Annotated in this window: 15 protein-coding genes; 13 read left to right on the forward strand and 2 right to left on the reverse strand. The window is 33.7% G+C overall.

The annotated features are described in order from the left end of the window. Positions 1-245 precede the first annotated feature (245 nt). The 5 genes from G540_RS0103105 to G540_RS0103125 all read left to right on the forward strand — a co-directional run bounded on the left by G540_RS0103105 (position 246) and on the right by G540_RS0103125 (position 7,877). Positions 246-2,726 (forward strand): LPXTG cell wall anchor domain-containing protein, encoded by a 2,481-nt coding sequence (locus tag G540_RS0103105; RefSeq protein ID WP_152973844.1) that lies wholly within the window; start codon positions 246-248, stop codon positions 2,724-2,726. A gap of 143 nt (positions 2,727-2,869) precedes the next feature. Further along, positions 2,870-3,607, forward strand: a complete 738-nt coding sequence (gene tsaB, locus G540_RS0103110; protein WP_027106838.1) for a tRNA (adenosine(37)-N6)-threonylcarbamoyltransferase complex dimerization subunit type 1 TsaB — start codon at positions 2,870-2,872, stop codon at positions 3,605-3,607. Then, positions 3,591-4,136, forward strand: coding sequence for a GNAT family N-acetyltransferase (locus G540_RS0103115; RefSeq protein ID WP_027106839.1), 546 nt, complete (start codon positions 3,591-3,593; stop codon positions 4,134-4,136). The genes tsaB and G540_RS0103115 overlap by 17 nt, the downstream gene beginning before the upstream one ends. A 12-nt stretch (positions 4,137-4,148) precedes the next feature. Then, positions 4,149-5,195 carry a tRNA (adenosine(37)-N6)-threonylcarbamoyltransferase complex transferase subunit TsaD gene (tsaD, locus tag G540_RS0103120; RefSeq protein WP_027106840.1) on the forward strand — a complete coding sequence of 349 codons (1,047 nt, stop codon included), beginning with the start codon at positions 4,149-4,151 and terminating at the stop codon, positions 5,193-5,195. 162 nt (positions 5,196-5,357) lie between these two features. Next, positions 5,358-7,877, forward strand: coding sequence for a Cna B-type domain-containing protein (locus tag G540_RS0103125; RefSeq protein ID WP_027106841.1), 2,520 nt, complete (start codon positions 5,358-5,360; stop codon positions 7,875-7,877). A gap of 50 nt (positions 7,878-7,927) precedes the next feature. Here the strand turns inward: G540_RS0103125 and G540_RS0103130 are convergent, their stop codons facing one another. Continuing rightward, positions 7,928-9,883, reverse strand: a complete 1,956-nt coding sequence (locus tag G540_RS0103130; RefSeq protein WP_027106842.1) for an ABC-F family ATP-binding cassette domain-containing protein — start codon at positions 9,881-9,883, stop codon at positions 7,928-7,930. A gap of 106 nt (positions 9,884-9,989) precedes the next feature. Between G540_RS0103130 and G540_RS0103135 the strand changes: the two genes are divergently transcribed. The 4 genes from G540_RS0103135 (at position 9,990) to G540_RS0103150 (ending at position 14,113) form a co-directional block, all read left to right on the forward strand. Next, complete coding sequence (locus G540_RS0103135) at positions 9,990-10,622, forward strand: redox-sensing transcriptional repressor Rex (RefSeq protein ID WP_027106843.1); 633 nt, start codon at positions 9,990-9,992, stop codon at positions 10,620-10,622. A 206-nt stretch (positions 10,623-10,828) separates the two neighbouring features. Further along, entirely contained in the window at positions 10,829-11,092 is a 264-nt protein-coding gene (locus G540_RS0103140; RefSeq protein WP_027106844.1) for a co-chaperone GroES, read from the forward strand. Between the two features lie 37 nt (positions 11,093-11,129). Continuing rightward, positions 11,130-12,749 carry a chaperonin GroEL gene (groL, locus tag G540_RS0103145; protein ID WP_027106845.1) on the forward strand — a complete coding sequence of 540 codons (1,620 nt, stop codon included), beginning with the start codon at positions 11,130-11,132 and terminating at the stop codon, positions 12,747-12,749. 161 nt (positions 12,750-12,910) lie between these two features. Continuing rightward, positions 12,911-14,113, forward strand: coding sequence for a lipid II:glycine glycyltransferase FemX (locus G540_RS0103150; protein ID WP_027106846.1), 1,203 nt, complete (start codon positions 12,911-12,913; stop codon positions 14,111-14,113). 48 nt (positions 14,114-14,161) lie between these two features. Here the strand turns inward: G540_RS0103150 and G540_RS06985 are convergent, their stop codons facing one another. After that, a complete protein-coding gene (locus G540_RS06985) occupies positions 14,162-15,493 on the reverse strand; it encodes an LCP family glycopolymer transferase (protein WP_051188948.1) in 1,332 nt (443 codons plus the stop codon). Positions 15,494-15,923: 430 nt separating this feature from the next. On the opposite strand from G540_RS06985, the gene G540_RS0103160 reads away from it, so the two are divergent. From G540_RS0103160 to G540_RS0103175, 4 genes are all read left to right on the forward strand, one after another. Then, the gene (locus tag G540_RS0103160; RefSeq protein ID WP_027106847.1) at positions 15,924-16,859 is read left to right on the forward strand and encodes an NAD-dependent epimerase/dehydratase family protein; all 936 of its coding nucleotides are present in this window, start codon (positions 15,924-15,926) and stop codon (positions 16,857-16,859) included. 68 nt (positions 16,860-16,927) lie between these two features. Beyond that, the gene (locus G540_RS06990; RefSeq protein WP_202804127.1) at positions 16,928-18,949 is read left to right on the forward strand and encodes a polysaccharide biosynthesis protein; all 2,022 of its coding nucleotides are present in this window, start codon (positions 16,928-16,930) and stop codon (positions 18,947-18,949) included. Between the two features lie 22 nt (positions 18,950-18,971). Beyond that, positions 18,972-20,174, forward strand: coding sequence for a DegT/DnrJ/EryC1/StrS family aminotransferase (locus G540_RS0103170; protein WP_027106848.1), 1,203 nt, complete (start codon positions 18,972-18,974; stop codon positions 20,172-20,174). Continuing rightward, a complete protein-coding gene (locus tag G540_RS0103175) occupies positions 20,165-20,851 on the forward strand; it encodes a sugar transferase (RefSeq protein ID WP_027106849.1) in 687 nt (228 codons plus the stop codon). Before G540_RS0103170 ends, G540_RS0103175 begins: the two co-directional genes overlap by 10 nt. Positions 20,852-20,853: the final 2 nt, after the last annotated feature.

The raw sequence follows: 20,853 nt of genomic DNA on the forward strand, positions 1-20,853 counted from the left end.
TTCAACTCCTTTCGAGTTAAGAAACTTACATTATAAATATTAGTATTAATAATTATACTACAAGAGACGTTGTTTGAAAAAATAAGATTGGTCTAGGTACTGTTGTTCGAAAATTTTATGTAAAATAAACAATTTAACTGATTAAAAATCAAATGGTATAATTAAGTAAGCGCTTACATAAACGGAAGGGGGATCGTTTTACTTTTGATTGACGGTTAATAATAGGATGAAAGGATTTGTTAGGGATGAAAAATAAAAAAACTTATTTTCAGATAATAGTTTCAATCATGTTGATTATTTTAGGCCTTCAGCCAGTTGTTTCAGCAACTGAAGCGGTTTCTGTGGCAACAAATCAGTCAAAAACTTCACAAGTGAATGTTGTAAAAGATCAGGCTCAACCAGAGCTTGTTCCAGAAAATTTACAACCTACTTCAAAAGAAGAACATACTAAAAAAGAAAAGCAAACTCAGCCAGTAGAAGAGCAGAGTTCAAAAAAACAAAAAAATAAAAACGAAAAAATTATACCAGATAATTCTGCTAAAACAGAAAAGCAAACACAAGCTAAGGATGTTAAGCCACAACCAGCTCCAGCACCTCAACTCTTAGCGGCGACAAATGTGGTTAAAAATTTTGCAGAATTAAAACAAGCGATTCAAAACGCAACAAAGCCAACAACTATTAAGTTGGCGGCAGGTGAATATCGCTTTACAGAGACTTTAGTCATTTCACAAAATATTACTTTAGAAAATACAGGTGCAGTTCGTTTATTACGTGGGTCTAAATTTCATGATAGTTTTTTTAAAGTTGAAAAAGAATTAATTTTAAAAGCAGCTCAGGGCAAATTTGAGTTTGATAGTGAACATCATGATTTTACAACTTCCCGAGCTGGTGATTTTATTTATAATAAAGGGCACGTAGTTGTTGAAGGTGTTGATTTTAAAAACTCAAGAGCTGTTACTAGAGGAACACTTGAAGTAGCGCCAATTTATGCGACCGGAGAAAAAGCAGTTGTTGATTTTAAATCTGGTAGTATTTCTGGCAGTGAATATGAATTTATTGTGAAAGCTTGGTCAGGTACGGCATATATGGCTGGTGGGATTATGTTAATGCATGGTGCTACACTTAATATGAGTGGTGGAGAAATCCATCATAATAATGTTGGTTGTCCATATGATAGTGCCGGTGGTGTTGCTGTTTATTCCGGAAGTCATTTTAATATGACTGGTGGATCTATTCATGATAATTTCGCCAATGCAGCCGGAGCAGTGTATGTAGGACCAATTACACACGGGCATGTTTCTGAACAACATAAGGTAACAGATGTGAATAAATTAAAACATGATCCAATTGCATATTTTACAATGGATAATAATGCAACTTTAACTAATAATACAGGATTTTATTATGCCGGTGCTGTTTCCGTATATGCTAATGCTCAATTTATTATGAATAACGGATATATTACAAATAATAAGAGTAAAGGTATTACGGGTGGGGTTTTAGCAACTGATTTATATGTTACAGATAATCAACCACCAATGGGTCGAGTTTCAATGGCTGAATGGAGTAAATTATTCCCAGGTCGTTTTATTATGAATGGCGGTCATATTAATAATAACGAAGGTGTTTATGGTGGGGGATTATACGTTGCTTCGAATGAATGTCGCATTGAAGCAGGTGAGTTTAAAAATAATCTCTCTGTTAATCAAGGTGGTGCTATTTATGTAGCATCTGTACCTTATGTTTTGCATATTGCTAATGCAAGTGTATTTGATAATCAAGCAGTTAATCAACCAACTACAAGACATATATCAAATGATGAAATGTTCTTTATCCCAACTTATGGTCAAACAGTAACAAGCTTAACTAAAGGTGTCGGTGGTGGGATTTGGTTATGCCCAACAGGTGATGCAACCTTTAAAGGAACAGGTAATTTAATTTTAGCTAATAATACTGCTGAAACGGCTGGAGATGATTTTTATAAAGAAGAAAACTATAAAAATTATAAAGTTGAAGTCACATTGCCAAAACGTAATCTTTTAGGACAAAAAATTAAATACTATTTGGATAATGTTGGTAAGCGTTATAAACCAGGTGATAAAGTTTATGCTGATAAAACAGATAACATCAATGTTGTTAATAAATTAGGATTTAAAATTATTTTGGAAGACGGTACAACAGAAATCTTGAAAACATTAACGACTGTGATTATTGCTGGTAATAAATCTTGTCGTGGTGGCGGGATTGGTTCTAATGGGACTGTTGTTTTTGGTAATCAAGAAAATATACGTAATGTTCAAGTTCTCAAAAAATGGGGAGCTAAAGTTACTCCAGCAGAACAAAAAGAAATCGTTGTGGATATTATTGGTGAATTAAATCAAAAAGAATGGTTAATTGAAAAGGTAACTTTAAATAAAGCAAATAATTGGCAAGTGAAAATTAATGATTTGCCTGCCACAGTTAATAAACATGAATATAAAATTAAAGTAAGAGAAGTTACAACTTTGAAAGGGTTTAAACAACCTGAAATTCAAAAAACAATCGTGCAAAACACTAAAGTTCCAACGGTTCTGTTTACGATTTTAAATAGTAAAGAAACACCAAAACCAAAAGAACCTAAATTGCCAAAAAATGGTGATACAGATCAAATGCATAGTGTCATATTAGGTATTGTATTACTTATGAGTAGTTTTGGTTTAATGTGGACAAGAAGAAAAATAAATTAAAGAAAAAGTCGCGCTAGTTTAGCTAGTGCGACTTTTTTAAATATTTGAAAAAATCACTAAAAAAAGAGGGAAAAGGTAGTTTAATAATTTAAATGTGGTACTATAAAAGATGAAAAATGTCATTAAAGAAAGTGTAGGGAGAAATGAAAGTACTTGCAATTGATACTTCAAACCAGGCCTTAAGTGTCGCGGTTTTAGAAGATCAAAAATTATTAGCAACCTTAACAACTAATGTCCAAAAAAATCATAGTATCAGTTTGATGCCGATTATTGTCGAACTTTTAGAACGTGCAAAAGTTCCAGTGCAAACAATTGATCGGGTTGTTGTGGCACAAGGACCCGGTTCATATACCGGGTTAAGAATCGGAGTTACAACAGCTAAGACGTTGGCAGCCACTTTAGCAAAAGAATTAGTCGGTATTTCGAGTTTGAAAATGTTAGCCCGGAATATTCCTGAACAAACTAAGGCTGTGATTGTACCGGTATTTGATGCGCGGCGTCAAAATGTTTTTGCTGGAGCATATCAATATCAAGCTGGCGAACTTGTGAATATCATTGCTGATCAACATGTGAGTTTTCAACAATTGTGTACACAATTAAGTGAATTAAACCAAGAAATTATTTTTGTTGGTGAAGCCATGACACAATTTAGCGAGTTATTAACAGAAATTATGTCGGAAAGTGGATTAAAAGCCGAAATCGCGACCGGATTAGCGAATTATCCCCAAGCTTATAATTTAGGCTTGTTAGGATTACAAGAGCAACCGGAAGATATCCACAATTTTGTACCGAAATATTTACGCTTAACGCAAGCTGAAACGCAATGGTTAGAAAAAAATCCCGAAAATAAAGGACAGGAAGACTATGTTAGAAAAGTTTAAAGCAAAAATTGAAAAAATTTTAAATGAAAATCGAACTAACAAAGAAGTTGATTTTGATAATCAGAAATTAAATGTTTCTCAAAGCCAATATTTGGTCACACGAGCAGTTGTGCCTGATATTCCTGATATTTTAGCTTTGAAACGTGTTGTATGTAATTCGGAAACAATTTGGACAGCTGATGCATTTGAAGAAGCTTTCCAAAATCGTGAACATAAACTTTATTTAGTAATTCGCTATGAAGATCAATTAGTCGGTTTTATTAGTTGTGCTTTTGATCGATGTGCAAAAACAGCACACATTATGGATTTAGCAGTTATTCCTGATTACCAAAAACATGGGATTGCGCGGAAATTAATTGAAATTGTCTTGTTAAAAGCAGGTAGTTTGAAAATGGTTGAAGTGACAGCAACGATTGCTGCTTATAAAGATCAAATTATCTCCATTTATACAGATTTAGGATTTCAAATTATTCCCAATGATGAAGAAGAATATACTTATCTCAAATATGAAATTAACCAAGTAAAATAAAGGATTTTTTAAATGAAAAATGGAAAGAAACGGAATTTGATTCTAGCTTTTGAATCAAGTTGTGATGAAACAAGTGTGGCTGTAATTGAAGATGGAAATAAAATTTTATCTAATATTATTGCAACACAAATTAATAGTCATAAACGATTTGGTGGCGTTGTACCTGAAGTAGCTAGTCGGCATCATATTGAACAAATTACGATTTGTACGCAAGAAGCTTTAGAAGAAGCACAAGTGACTTATGACGATTTAAATGCAGTTGCTGTTACTTATGGACCAGGGTTAGTTGGATCCTTATTAGTTGGTGTGGCGGCAGCTAAGATGATTGCTTTTGCACATGATTTACCATTAGTGCCAGTTAACCATATGGCAGGACATATTAATGCAGCTCGTTTTGTGACAGATATGCAATTCCCAGCATTAGCATTATTAGTATCAGGTGGTCATACGGAGTTAGTCTATTTACCACGTGAAAATGAATATTATATTATTGGTGAAACTCGCGATGATGCAGCGGGAGAAGCTTATGATAAAGTTGGTCGTGTGTTGGGGTTGAGCTATCCATCGGGTAAAGAAATCGATGAATTAGCGCATCAAGGACAAGATGTTTATGATTTTCCACGAGCAATGATCAAAGAAGATAATCTTGATTTTAGTTTTAGTGGCTTGAAGAGTGCTTTTATTAATAAAGTGCATAACGCTAATCAAATTGGCGAAACGTTAGATTCAAAAGATTTAGCAGCTAGTTTTCAAGCGAGTGTCGTTGAAGTCTTAGTTACTAAAACTAAGAAAGCTTTACATGAATTCCCAGTTAAACAATTGATTTTAGCGGGGGGAGTGGCAGCTAATCAAGGATTACGGGCGGCATTAACAACAATGATGGCAGAAGAATTCCCTGAAATTGAGCTAGTTCCAGTACCATTAAAATTATGTGGAGATAACGCAGCTATGATCGGTGCGGCTGGTGAAGTGGCGTATCGTAACGGTGAACGTGCTAGTTGGGATTTGAATGCTGAACCGAGTTTAGAGTTCCCTTGGTACGATGGGAATATAAGTTAAAAATAATAGAATAATAATTAAACTATAACGTTAAAAGTAAAATTTTAACGTTATTTTTTATGCTCTTTTTCAAGTCTAAACGTTTGCATAAAAAGAAATTCCGGTGCTAAGATGAAGGTGAGAAAGCGGTTTATTTTAAAAAATTTAGGGGGGGAGATGTAAATGAAAAATAAATACCGGTTTACTGGTTGGTTGTTGATAGCAACGTTTTTCTTAACACTTGGGACGTTAATCGGGGTTAAATCAGTATTAGCTGATTCAATAACAGTTTCTAATGCCACTGAATTACAAAACGCTCTGAAAAATCCGAAAAATACTGATGTTATTTTAAAAGCGGGTACATATGAGCTGGGAGAAACTTTAAATATTACACAAACAGTTACCTTAAAAAATCAAGGTAATGTTAAATTTGTGCGTGCTAAAACATTTAAGAAGACAATGGTTGAGATTGCACCAAATGCGAAAGTAATCTTACAAAAAGATAACAGTGGAGATTTTTCATTTGATAGTGAAAAACGCAGTGTAGCTGATAAGGCTGCATTTTATTTGGATAATTATAGTATTAAAAATGAAGGTCAATTAACAATTAATGGTGTTGAATTTAAGAATGTTGTTAATTCTAGTGTAATTTATACAACGGGTAAACAGTCTGAATTAGTAATCAATGATATTAATGTACATGATAATGAAATTCCGCTTAGTAACCGTGGAATTTATCAACATCGGGCGCCGATTCGAGCAGCTTATGGTGGTAAATTAATTTTAAACGGTGGACATATTCATCATAACCGCTATACAAATTATAGTGCGAATGCGATTTATGTGTCAGATGGCTCCGAGTTCGTGATGAATGGTGGGTTAATTAATAAAAATGGTCAGAGTATTAATGATGGTACTTTAGCGAATGTTACAATTGGCTATGGAGATCCTTGGGATTTTGAACGTCATAAAAAAGATTTAACACAAACTCCGAAACAAGCTGTTGTGAAGGCTACTTTTAATGGTGGGAAAATTCACGATAATTATGCTTGTTTTGGTGGTGGATTAGGAATCTTTGGTAAAACAGATGTTTCAATTCCAGCTTCCTCCAAACTAGTAATTAGTGAAAATGCCAGCTTTTATGGTGGTGGTATTTTAGTTTTAGATAGTTATGTGAAATCAGGCGAAATGGGTCAGCCTGCTAAATCAGCTGGTGAAGCGCCTTATGCGCAATATTATGAATGGTATGGTCCTAAATTGGTAATGGCCGGTGGAACAATCAAAGGTAATTGGGTATATAAATGTGGTGGCGGGATTGCTGTCTCTGCAAATGGTGTTGTTTTATTAGGCGGTAAAATTATTGATAATGTCGCTCGTGATCAAGGTGGCGGTGTCTATGTAACAACTGTTCCTTATCGTTTAAATGTGAAGAATGCTTTGATTACAAAAAATCAAGCGAATGGATCATTAAGCACATATGTGCCACTTGGAATATATAAAAATCAAAAAGCACCAGTCACTTTAAACGCTCATTCTGGGGGTGGGGTCTGGTTCTGTCCAACCGGGCAAGCAGAATTCTATTCACAAAAGGGTGCAGTTATTGTTGACAATCAAGCTCCTGAACCAAAAGGTGCTGGTGATGATTTTTGGTCAACAAAACGCTTAGTTAACTTACATCTGACACCAACTGAAACAAGTAAAGATTATGCGATTACTTTACCAGAATATTTACCAAATGGTGCTCCGATCACTTACTATAACGATGCACAAAATCAACGCTATGTAGCCGGGAAAACAGCTCCTCTACCAGCAGTTCGGGATAATTTAGAAGATTTAGCTTTGAAAGCTACAGTCAATGCACAAGCATTAGCGTTTATCAAACCAGAAATGACTTTATTAATTGCTGGTAATTCCGCAAGTAAAGGTGGCGGAATTGGTTCTAACGGGAGTGTTGTTTTCGGTGAAAAAGATCAAGAGTTAACTGTTAAAGTAGTTAAAAAATGGAAGAATGTTCCTTTGAAGAATCAAAAACCAGTTAAAGTAGAAGTACGTGCTAAATTAGGTCAACAAGATTGGTTAATTAAAACGGTTGAGTTGAATAAAAATAATAATTGGCAAGTTACGATTAAACATTTACCACGAATCTATCATGGTGAAAAATTAACGGATTTAATTTATTTAAAAGAAATAGATAATAAAGATTACCAAGTTAGTTATGCACAACCGAAAATTGTTTCTTTACAAACAACTGTGGAAGCAACTTATGATGTGACAAATGAATTAGCCGAAAAAACAGCTATTTCTGTTCAAAAAGAATGGAAAGGTAAAAAAGCACAAGCTGTGAAAGTTGTCTTATTAGCTAATGGTCACAAGACTGATCAAATTAAAACTTTAAATGCAGCTAATAATTGGAAAGCAGAATTTAAAGATTTACTTGTTAAAGATCAAGCGGGACAAAAAATTGTTTATACAATTCAAGAAGTCGGTGCACAAAACGGTAAAATTAAACTTGGTAAAGATAATTACCAAGTTAAGATTACTGGTGATATGAAAAAAGGCTTTAAGATTGTGAATGCTTACCAACCACCAAATGATGAATATCCACCAACTGGGGAAAAGAATCATCCAACTTTAATTGGATTAGTTGGTTTAGGTATGATTGGTTTAGCTAGTTTAGTGACAATTAAACAAAGAAGAATCTAATTCTAAAAAAATAAGCTACAACGATTAATTCGTTGTAGCTTATTTTGGTTTTAAGCATCTAAAAATTCTTCTAACGCAAGACTAGCTAACGTCCATTCACCTTCCACATCAGCGAGTTTCTCACTGACTTGATCTAGTTCTTTTTGTAATTCGCTTAACTTACCTAAGTTAGTTGCAACTTCAGGTTGAGCCATTTGTTGTTCAATCGATTCTTTTTGTGAATCTAAATCCATAACAAGTTCTTCTAAACGAGTTACTTCGCGTTGGAGTTTACGTTCTTGTTTTTGTTGTTCTTTACTTTGTTGATAACTTAATTTACCTTGAGAAACATTATCCACAGTTTCAGGGATAGCGCCATTTTCTTTGGCGGCTTGTTCTGCTAAAGCAGCAAGTTCAGCTTTTTTAGCTAGATAATAATCATAATCACCAAGATAAATAACATTGCCTTCAGGTGTTAAGTCCATAACTTCTGTAGCGACTTTATTAATGAAATAACGGTCGTGTGAGACGAATAAAACAGTGCCATCAAAGTTCGCAATGGCTTGTTCTAAGACTTCTTTGCTTTCAATATCGAGGTGGTTAGTAGGTTCATCAAATACTAAGAAATTATCGTGTTGTAAAGCTAGTTTTGTTAAAGTTAAACGCGCTTTTTCGCCACCAGATAAATCGTGAACTAACTTATTAACATCATCACCTGTGAATAAGAAACTACCTAAAATAGAGCGGATATCTTTTTCGGCGGTGAGAGGGTGTTCATCCCAGACTTCAGCTAAGACTGTTTTTTCAGGATGAAGACCTTGTTGTTCTTGATCATAGTAACCAACTGTGACATTTGTTCCTAAAGTCGCAGAACCTTGTAAGAAAGGTATTAAGTTTAAAACACTTTTGAGTAAAGTAGATTTACCAATTCCATTAGGACCAACAATGGCCACGACTTTGTTTTTGCGTAAATCAAGATTGATTGGTGCTGAGAGAATGGTATCTTCGTAACCAACGGCTGCATTATCGATTGTTAAAACAATATTTCCGCTTGGTTTAGCAGCTGTAAATTCAAAACGTGGTCCGCGTTTGTCGTTTTCCGGACGTTCAATTCGTTCGATTTTTTCGAGTTGTTTACGGCGGCTTTGAGCTCGTTTTGTAGTAGAAGCACGAACGATATTTTTATCAACGAACTCTTCTAGTTTTTTGATTTCGGCTTGTTGTTTTTCATATTCTTTCCAAGCTTGTTGTTGCCGTGCAGCTTTATTTTTAATGAATTGGGAATAGTTTCCAGGATAGTGATGAGATGTATGATGTGCTAATTCATAAACATCTTTGACAATTTTATCTAAGAAATAACGGTCATGTGACACAATTAAAAGAGCACCTTGATACCCTTGGATGTAGTTTTCTAACCAAGCTAAAGTTGCAATATCTAAGTGGTTAGTTGGTTCATCTAAGATTAAGAGATCACGTTTTTCTAAGAGTAATTTTGCCAGTGCTAAGCGGGTTTTTTGGCCACCGGAGAGACTGGCAATTTCAGTGTCAAAATCAGCTTCAAAGAAATTAAAACCATGTAAGACGGAACGAATTTCATTTTCGTAACTATAGCCATTTTTTTCTTTGAAATCATGTTGTAGTTGATCATAATTTTTCAAGAGTTGTTCGTACGCTGCCGAAGTATGATCAGCATTAGGGTCAGCGATTTGTTGTTCATAGTGATGGAGTTGTTGTTCCATCTCTTGTAAATACGTAAAGACACTCAACATTTCAGCGTAAATAGTTTTATCAGATTGGAGATTAGTATCTTGGGAAAGATAACCAATAGTCAGTCCTTTTTTGCGAATGATTTGGCCTTCATCCGGCTCAGACTCACCAACAATCATTTTTAATAAGGTTGATTTACCAGCACCGTTGCGACCAACGAGGGCGATTCGGGAATCGTCTTTAATATCGAGATTGACTTTATCGAATAAAACATCAGCACCGAAATGACGAGCGACTTGTTGTAATTGCATTAAGATCATGATTTCACCTACTTTAAGATTAAGATTAGTTTTTCGTTGTTTTTCAAGAATAGTTGAGTATTGTGTTAAAATATAAGTAAATCAAATTCGCAAAGGAGCTATCATCGTGAAGGAAACATCTTATATACCACAAGCAACTATTAATCGGTTGCCTGCGTATTATCGTTATCTCATGAGCTTGGATGCGGCTGGCTTAACTCGCGTTTCTTCGGGAGAAATTGCCAAAGCAGTCCAAGTGGATTCAGCTACCATTCGCCGCGATTTTTCTTATTTTGGGGCCCTTGGTAAACGTGGTTACGGCTACGAGGTCCAAAGTTTACTGACATTTTTAACAAAAATACTCAATCAGGATAAATTAACAAAAGTTGCTTTAATTGGCTTGGGGAATCTGGGAAATGCTTTATTGAATTATCAATTTCATAAAAGTAATAATACAAGGATTGCAGTAGCCTTTGATGTAAAAGAAGAGGTTGTGGATACCATCCAAGCAGGCGTACCGGTTTATCATATTGATAAACTAGTCCAACAATTAGAACTTTTGAAGATTGAAATTGCAATTTTAACAGTACCTGGTGATCAAGCCCAAGCTGTAACAGATCAGTTAGTAGCATCTGGGATTAAAGGTATTTTGAACTTTTCGCCAGTGCCACTTGTCACACCAGAAAAAGTGCGTGTGCAAAATGTTAATTTAACGCATGAATTACAAACTTTAATTTATTTTTTAGACCTTTATCAATAAAACTGGTAAGATACCAGTTTTTTTCTTTGCAATCAGGTCATAGCAAGTCGATTATACCATATTTTTCACTGAGAAAATTAACGTTGCTCAAGCTATAAAAGACTTGCAAAAGAAAGTGAAAGTGTTTATAGTAAGTATGTAAACTTTTAGCACTTGTTTGTGACGAGTGCTAAAAAGAAGAAATCGTATAAATGGAGGTAGCGAGAATGTTAAGACCATTAGGAGAACGTGTTATTATCCAAGTTAAAAAAGAACAAGAACAAACAGTAGGGAGTCTCGTATTAGCGGGACCAACTGAAGAACAACCTACAAAAGGAACAGTTGTAGCTATTAGTGCTGATATCAAAGCCGATGTCTTGAAAGAAAACGATGTCGTTGTTTTTGATAAATTTGCCGGTTCAACAGTTCAATATCAAGGTCAAGATTATTTAATCTTACAATTAAAAGACATCTTAGCAGTTGTCGAATAAAACGAAACAAAATTAATTATTTTATGAGGTGAAATAAATGGCAAAAGAAATTAAATTTTCCGAAGACGCTCGCGCAAAATTATTAGCCGGTGTTGATAAATTAGCAAATACAGTTAAAACTACTTTAGGACCTAAAGGCCGCAATGTTATTTTAGAACAATCATTTGGTTCACCAACAAGTACAAATGATGGTGTGACAATTGCTAAAGCGATTGAATTAGAAGATCATTTTGAAAATATGGGTGCTAAATTAGTATCTGAAGTTGCTGCTACAACAAATGATGTAGCTGGTGACGGAACAACAACAGCGACTGTTTTAACACAAGCAATCGTGAACGAAGGTATGAAAAATGTTACAGCTGGTGCAAATCCAGTTGGGATTCGTCGTGGGATTGAAATTGCTACACAAACAGCAGTTGATGGCTTACATGAAATGGCTCATATGGTTGAATCAAAAAGTGATATTGCCCAAGTTGCTGCTATTTCTTCTGCTAGCAAAGAAGTTGGTGAATTAATCGCTGATGCTATGGAAAAAGTAGGTAATGATGGTGTTATTTCCATTGAAGAATCAAAAAGTATTGATACAACATTAGACGTTGTGGAAGGTATGCAATTTGATCGTGGTTATTTATCACAATATATGGTAACTGATAGTGAAAAAATGGAAGCTAACTTAGATAAACCATATATTTTAGTGACAGATAAGAAGATTTCAAATATTCAAGAAATGATGCCAATGTTAAACGAAATTGTGCAACAAGGCCGTTCATTATTAATTATTGCTGATGATGTTGATGGTGAAGCTTTACCAACATTAGTCTTGAACAAGATGCGCGGAACATTCAATGTAGTTGCAGTTAAGGCACCAGGCTTTGGTGATCGCCGTAAAGCAATGTTACAAGATATTGCAATCTTAACAGGTGCTACAGTAATTACAGAGGATTTAGGTTTACAATTGAAGAATACAACACTAGGTCAATTAGGTAGTGCTGGTAAAGTTACTGTTACAAAAGAAAACACAGTAATCGTTGAAGGTGCTGGGGATAAACGTCGCATCGCAGAACGTGTTGATCAATTGAAATTACAAGTTGCTGAAACAACATCTGACTTTGATCGTGAAAAATTACAAGAACGTTTAGCAAAGTTATCAGGCGGCGTGGCTGTCATTAAAGTTGGTGCTGCAACTGATACAGAATTAAAAGAACGTAAATATCGGATTGAAGATGCCTTAAATGCTACACGTGCAGCTGTAGAAGAAGGTTTTGTACCAGGTGGTGGGACAGCTTTAGTTGATGTAATTGATAAAGTTGCTGCTATTGAAGAAACTGGTGATGTACAAACAGGTGTTAAAATTGTTCAACGTGCATTAGAAGAACCTGTACGTCAAATTGCAATCAATGCAGGTCGTGAAGGCTCTGTAATTGTTGAAAAATTAAAAGAAAAAGATGCGGGAATTGGTTATAATGCGGCTGATGATACATGGGTTGATATGGTTGAAGCCGGAATTATCGATCCAACTAAAGTAACACGTTCCGCTTTACAAAATGCAGCGAGTGTTTCCGCTATTTTATTAACAACAGAAGCAGTTGTTGCTGATAAACCTAGCGAAATGCCAGAAATGCCACCAATGCCAGGTGGAATGGGCGGCATGATGTAAAAATCATAAGTTGAATTAAAACAGTGAGGTTGATTGACCTCGCTGTTTTTTTGTTGGAAATTAATAATTTACTAAAGGAAGGATAAATTCAAACTGAATGAATTCAGTTATGATATAATGTTGAAGATATTAATAATTTTATTATTAAAGGAGCTATCTAAATGTTAAGAATAACAGATCAGATTAATAAAGAAGAGTATGTAGAGTTTTTTAAACAATATGACAATGCTAATATTTTACAAAATTATGATTGGAAAGGCGTTAAAGAAGGTGAAGGTTGGACTTTTACTTATTTAGGCGTTTATGATGATGATAAATTAGTATTAGTAGCAGCGTTACTCAAAAGAACAATTAAAAAAATCTTTAAAATGGCATATATTGCACGTGGCCCAGTCGGGATGATTGATAATAGTGAATATATGCAATATTTTATTGATAATGTGAAACAATTTGTTCAAGATTGTACATTTTTGAAATTTGATGTGAACTGTCTTGAAAGTTCAAGTTTATTAGGCAATGATCAAAGCGTAAATGAATATGCTAAAATCATTGATACAACGTTCAAAAAATCTGGCTATACTAAAGTAGCTAGTGAACATATGTCTGATACAATTCAACCACGCTATAATGCGAATATTTATATCACAGAAGAATCATGTGATTTGAAAAGTTATAATTCCAAATTAAGAAGTTCATTATCTATTAAAAACAAGCCTTATTTAAGTTTTGAAAATGTCGATGAAAAGAATTTAGATGATTTTATTGATTGTATAAATGATACAGAAAAACGCCAAGGAATTCATTTACGGAATCGAGATTATTTCTTGAAAATGATGCAATCTATGCCAGATAATTACTTGTTAACATTAACAAAACTTAATTTGAAAACGGCAGTAGAATATACTAAAGAAAATATAGCGCAATTAGAAAACGAAATTGAAAATGCGCCAAAAAGACAAGTTAAGGCATTGCAAAGCCGTTTGAAAAAACAAAATGAGTTATTAGAGTTTTTCGAAGAAAAATTAGCCGCAGCAGACACTGAGACAGTCTATATTAATGGGCAAATGGTTTTAATTAGTGGTAAAGTCGCTGAAGGTTTATATGCCGGAAATAAAAGTGAATTTATCAACATTCGTGCGATGAATGCTTTGTATTTCTACCAAATTCAACAATGTTATAATCGTGGATTAAAAGTATTCGGCTTAGGCGGGATTGATAATAGTTTATCAGATGGTTTATATCGCTTTAAGAAGAAATTTAACCCACATGTCGATATTTATTTAGGTGAATATGACTTTGTGATTAAACCAATGAAATATAAGTTATTTAATTTCTTGTTAAACGTACGTAAAAAAATGAAATAATAAATAAAAAAACTGCAACATTCATTTGAATGTTGCAGTTTTTTTGTTTTAAGTTGGATTAACAACAACAGCTTGACTATCTTGAGCAGGTTTACTTGGTTGTGGTTTGACCGGATCTGGTTTTGGCACAACAGGTTTCACTGGTTCAGGCTTCACAGGCTGAGGTTGTGGTTTGACTGGTTGAGGTGTAACTGGTTTTGTTTTAGGCTTTTCAACTACCACTTCTTCGTTTGGTTCAGGCCTCGCTGCCGGTTTAGCAGGAACAGTTGGACTAGGAGCAGGGGCATAGTTACCATAATTACCACCAGCAAAAGATGTATAGAAGCTCTTATTAGATGGTTTTAAATCTAAAGCTTTGCGAATACGATCAGAGTTCTTTTTCTTTTCAGCTGGAGAGACAACTTGATAAGAACTACCATTAATCATCGCACCAACACCTTGAACAGTGTAAGATTTGATTGATTTACCAGCATCTGTATAATCAGAAACAATTGTCATCATATCATCATAAGTTAAATCAGTTTTGACGTTATGTTCGATTGTTTTTAAAATCTTCTTATATTGAGTAATTGTTGTTGTTGAAAGTGACTTTTTAATAATCGCAGAAATGATTTGTTTTTGACGTTTTTGACGACCATAGTCACCTTCAGGATCATCATAACGCATCCGAGCATAGTCAAGCGCAGGTGTTCCTTTAAGCGTGATTTTTTGACCTTTCACAACGTGACATGATTCGTAAGTAAATGTTAATGGTGGAGTCACAGTGACACCGCCTAAAGCATCAACTAATTTAATTAAACCTTCCATATCAACTAAGATATAAAAATCAATTGGAACATGTAACATATGTTGAACTGTTCTAATTGAGCCATCAATTCCATCATAAGTATAAGCAGCATTGATTTTGGCGAATGGTACATTGGAACCGATAATTTTAACTTGAGAGTCACGTGGAATACTTGTTAAGGTAACTTTTTCAGATTTAGGATTAATTGTTGCGATAATCATTGTATCTGTCCGACCTTTATAAGAACGGTTCTTAGCACCGGTATCAGTACCTAAAAGCAAGATTGAGAAAGGTTTGCCTTCTTTTAAAACATCGGAAACATTACGAAGTTTTTTAACTTTGGTTTTTTCGTAAGTTTTATTGATAGTTTGTTTCGTATTACTTAAAACAGTTAACCCCCAAAAACTGACTGTGAAAAAGCCAATTAATGAGATGATAAGTAAAATAGCGCAAGTGATTTTTCTTTTTTTATGTGATTTTTTACGAGTTAAATTTGTTGTTGAATAGATTTGAGAATCATTTGATTGTTCTGTTTCGACAGAATTTTGATTTAAATCTTGGTTATCTGTGTTTTTATCCATGTTTTTATCCATGTCATTCTCCTTAGAATATTAAAATTTACAATATACGCTTAATTATACATGGTATTTTGAAAAAATAAAATAATAACTAGCAGTTCAAGGGGTATTTTAATAAAAAGTTAGCTTTTTCAGAAATTAAATATTTAATTTATTTGAAATTTTAAATGATTATATGATGGATAAAGAATATAAATGATAGATAAATTAGTAATTTATTTTGATTTAAGTTATTTAAAGAGTATTATGTTGTAGTGTAATAATATTGAAACTATCTATTTTATATAGGTAGTATGTTTTTTAGATATAGTAGTGTGCATAATAAATATTGTATCAGTATGTAATAAAACAACAGATATTTTATATTACTATAATGAATATGATAAAATAATAACTAATATCAGGTATAAAAAATTTTTAATAAAATTGAAGGATAGTGAATATAATGAACAAATATTTAGTTACTGGAGGAGCTGGATTTGTTGGATCTAACTTAGTACAAGAATTAATTAAAGATGGAAATGAAGTTGTCATTGTGGATGATTTATCCATGGGTGATTTGAATAATTTAAAAAATGTAGATTCCAATAAATATACTTTTTATCAAAGAAGCATTACGGATAAACAATTTATGGAAGAGTTATTAGTTAAAGAAAATTTTGATTATATAGTTTTATTAGCTGCAGTCGCAAGTGTGGCTGATTCAATTGAGCGTCCTTATGAAACACATTTAATTAATCAAGAAGCAAATATTGATATTATCGAAGCTGTACGAAAGAATAAATTAACACCTAAAAAAGTGTACTTTGCGTCATCAGCAGCTGTATATGGGGATGAACCTACTTTACCGAAGAAAGAAACTTCACAAATTAAACCTTTAACACCATATGCAATCGATAAATTTGCGAGTGAAAGATATTTAATTACGTATGGTAAATTATATAATATTCCAACCGTAACAACGCGCTTTTTCAACGTTTATGGACCAAATCAAAATCCAAGTTCACCGTATTCGGGAGTATTGTCGATTATACAAGATAAATTACAAAAAAATACGGAATTTACTTTGTTTGGTGATGGAGAACAAACACGTGATTTTGTTTATGTGAAAGATGTTATTCAAGCTATTCGGATTTTATTAGAAGACGAAAGAGCAGTTTATGATGTGTACAATGTAGCGACAGGAACATCTGAATCTTTAATTAATGTGATTCATCATTTTGAAAAAAATATGAATAAGGAACTACAAATACAATATTATCCTGCTCGAGTTGGGGATATTAAGTATTCAGCAGCAGATATTAGTAAATTAAAAGCATTAGGGTATCAACCTGAATATGATTTAGCAAGAGGATTAAAGGATTATATTACACATTCATAATAGATAAAATATACTGAAAATATGGTATTATAAAGTGATAATGCAGATTGTTTTAAATGGAGGCAAATATGAAATCTATAAAAAATAAAAAAAGGGGCTTAGAGCACTGGCAAGTGATTGCGATGTTGCTATTAGCGTATGATATTTTCGCAGTTAATATTTCGTATTTAATTGCGTTATGGTTAAGATTTGATTTTAGGATATCTTTAATACCAGCAACTTATGTTAATACATGGGAATTAATGGCACCATGGTACACAATCTTTGCCATACTTGTTTTTTATGGTTTAAGACTTTATAAGAGTATTTGGCGTTTTGCTAGTTATAGCGAATTGATGCGGATTGTATCGGCCACGTTAATTACGACAATTTTTTATGTCGGGGTTACTTTGGCACTAGGACAACGGATGCCAATTTCTTATTATGCAATCGGGATGATTGTTCAAGGTGGTTTAGTTTTAGGAATTCGCTTCTCATATCGTTTCTATTTATTCGAGAAAAACAGACGTGGTGTTGAAGAGAAAAAACGCGTTATGTTAGTAGGTGCCGGCATTGCTGGACAAACTATTTTAAGAGAAATTCGTCAATCACATTTAGATAGTGAAGTTAGTTGTATTATTGATGATAACTCTAATAAATGGAATCGTTATATTGAAAATGTGCCAGTTGTTGGTGGTCGAGAAGATATTTTATTAAATGCTAAGAAGTATAATATCGATGAGATTTACATTGCAATGCCAAGCGCTAGTTTGGAAGATAAACGAGATATTTTAAATATCTGTAAAGAAACTGGTTGTGAACTTAAAAACTTACCAGGGATTTATCAATTAGTGAATGGTGAAGTTAATGTTGCTGCGATGCAAAATGTTCGTATCGAAGATTTATTAGGTCGTGATCCGATTAAAGTCGATATGAGTGAAATTTTCCATTCGTTAGAAGATAAAGTTATTTTAGTTACAGGTGGTGGTGGTTCAATCGGGAGTGAGTTATCACGTCAGATTGCAAGTCATAATCCTAAACAATTAATTATCTTTGATATTTATGAAAATAACGCTTATGAAATTGAACAAGAATTAAAGAAAAAATATCCAAGTTTGAATTTAAAAGTCTTAATCGGTTCTGTGCGTGATGGTCGACGAATGAATCAAGTGTTCCATGATTATCGACCAGATGTTGTTTATCATGCAGCCGCTCATAAACATGTACCTTTAATGGAAGGTAGTCCATGTGAAGCGATTAAGAATAATGCCATCGGGACATATAAGACAGCTTATGCAGCTGCAGCGTATGGTTGTTCGAAATTTGTTTTGATTTCAACTGATAAAGCTGTTAACCCAACGAATATTATGGGTGCTTCAAAACGACTTTGTGAAATGGTTGTCCAAAGTTTCGATGCTATGATTAAAGATGGTAAAACAAAGCAATTACCAATTTTAGAAACACATGCAGATGCTGATGAAGTTTTAATTCCAGCTGATGCTAAAACAGAATTCGTGGCAGTTCGTTTCGGTAATGTTTTAGGTAGTAACGGTTCAGTTATTCCCCTTTTCAAAAAACAAATTGAAGCAGGCGGACCATTAACAGTTACTCACCCAGATATTATTCGCTATTTCATGACCATTCCAGAAGCAGTTTCCTTAGTATTACAGGCAGGAACCTATGCTCATGGTGGAGAAATTTTCGTTCTAGATATGGGTGCACCAGTTAAAATTGATACCTTAGCACGAAATCTAATTAAATTATCCGGTTTAAAACCAGATGTAGATATTAAAATTGTTTATACAGGATTACGTCCTGGTGAAAAATTATTTGAAGAAAAATTAATGGCTGAAGAAGGCATGAAGAAAACTCCAAATGATTTAATTCAAATTGGTAGTCCAATTCCATTTAACAATGAAGAGTTTTTAGCATCATTACATGGACTTTTAGAAATTAGTTATGCAAATGATGAAGCCGATATTCGCGCTGCTGTAGCACAAATTGTGCCGACATATCATCCTGCCGGGGAACATGGTTCAGAGAATAAAGGTGCTATGTATCATAAATTACGTGAAATTATGGAAGAAGATCAAACTGATTTAAAAGATTAAGTAATAAAGAGAGGTAATAAAGATGAAACAAATCCCATTTAGTCCTCCTGATGTAGGACAAAAAGAAATCGATCAAGTTATTGAAGCATTACAAAGTGGTTGGATTACAACAGGACCTAAAACAAAAGAATTCGAACGTCAAATTGCAGATTTCTGCCATGTAGATAAAGCTGTTTGTTTAAATTCAGCGACAGCATGTTTAGAATCTATTTTACGTGTTTTAGGAGTAGGACCAGGGGATGAAGTTATTACTTCAGCCTACACATATACAGCATCAGCAAGTCCAGTTTGTCATGTAGGTGCTAAATTAGTAATGGTTGATACACAACCAGATAGTTTAGAAATGGATTATGATCAATTAGCTGCAGCTATTACACAAAAAACAAAAGTTATTATTCCTGTTGATTTAGGTGGTGTAATGTGTGATTACGATAAACTTTTTGAAATTGTGGAAAGTAAAAAAGATTTATTCCACCCAACAAATGAAATTCAAAAAGCTTTAGGCCGGATTGCAGTTGTTGCAGATGCTGCTCATGGTTTTGGTGCTCAACGTAAAGGTGAAAAATGTGGATCAGTTGCTGATTTTACTAGTTTCTCTTTCCATGCTGTTAAGAATTTAACAACTGCTGAAGGTGGCGCCTTAACATGGAAGAATATTCCAGGGATTGATAATGAGGATCTTTATAAGGAATTCATGTTGTTATCATTACATGGTCAATCAAAGGATGCCTTGGCTAAAACTAAATTAGGTGCTTGGGAATATGATATTGTCTCACCTGCTTACAAATGTAATATGACTGATATTATGGCTGGAATTGGTTTGGCACAAATGGAACGCTATCCAACATTGTTGGCGCGTCGTCAAGAAATTATCAAAAAATATGATGAAGCATTACGTCCTTTAGGTGTACAAACATTGCCACATTATACAGATGAAAATCAATCAAGTGGACATTTATATATTACGAGAATTCCTGGTATTACAGAAGAACAAAGAAATGAAATTATTATTAAAATGGCTGAACGTGGTATTGCCACAAATGTTCACTATAAGCCATTACCAATGATGACTGCATACAAAAATTTAGGCTTTGATATTAATAATTATCCAAATGCTTATCGAATGTATGCTAATGAAATTACATTGCCATTGCATACAAAATTAAGCGATGAAGATGTACAATATGTCATTGATAATTTAGTGGAGATTTTAAAATGTTATTAAAAAAGTGGGATGATTTGCCTGCTAAGATGAAAACTCCTGAAGTTAAAAAGTATTATGATGAATTATCAAAAAAGAAGTTTAGTTTAGTTATGAAACGTTTTTTTGATATTATTTTAGCTACAATACTATTAATTTTATTATCACCAATTATGTTGGTGATGATGATTTTGATTAAAACTGGTTCTGAGGGACCAGTTTTTTATCGTCAGGAAAGAGTTACAACTTATGGCAAAAAATTTAAAATTCATAAATTTAGAACAATGGTAGTGAATGCTGATCAAATTGGTTCGCAAGTTACAGTCGGTCGTGATCCACGAATTACTAAAGTGGGGCATTTTTTACGGAAATATCGTTTAGATGAGTTTCCGCAAGTGATTGATGTATTGCAAGGAACGATGACTTTTGTAGGTACAAGACCAGAAGTTCAATTATATGTTGATGCATACACTCCAGCAATGATGGCGACATTATTATTACCAGCTGGAATTACATCAGAAGCAAGTATTAAATATAAAGATGAAGCTAAATTATTAGCTGATGCAGCTGATGTTGATCAAGTGTATATTGAAAAAGTTCTACCAGGTAAGATGCAATATAATTTGACGGCATTAGAAGAGTTTAGTGTTTGGAATGATTTTAAAACAATGATTAATACGGCAATCGGTGTTCTAAAATAATA

The sequence above is a fragment of the Ligilactobacillus ceti DSM 22408 genome (assembly GCF_000423245.1).
Classification (GTDB): Bacteria; Bacillota; Bacilli; order Lactobacillales; family Lactobacillaceae; genus Ligilactobacillus; species Ligilactobacillus ceti.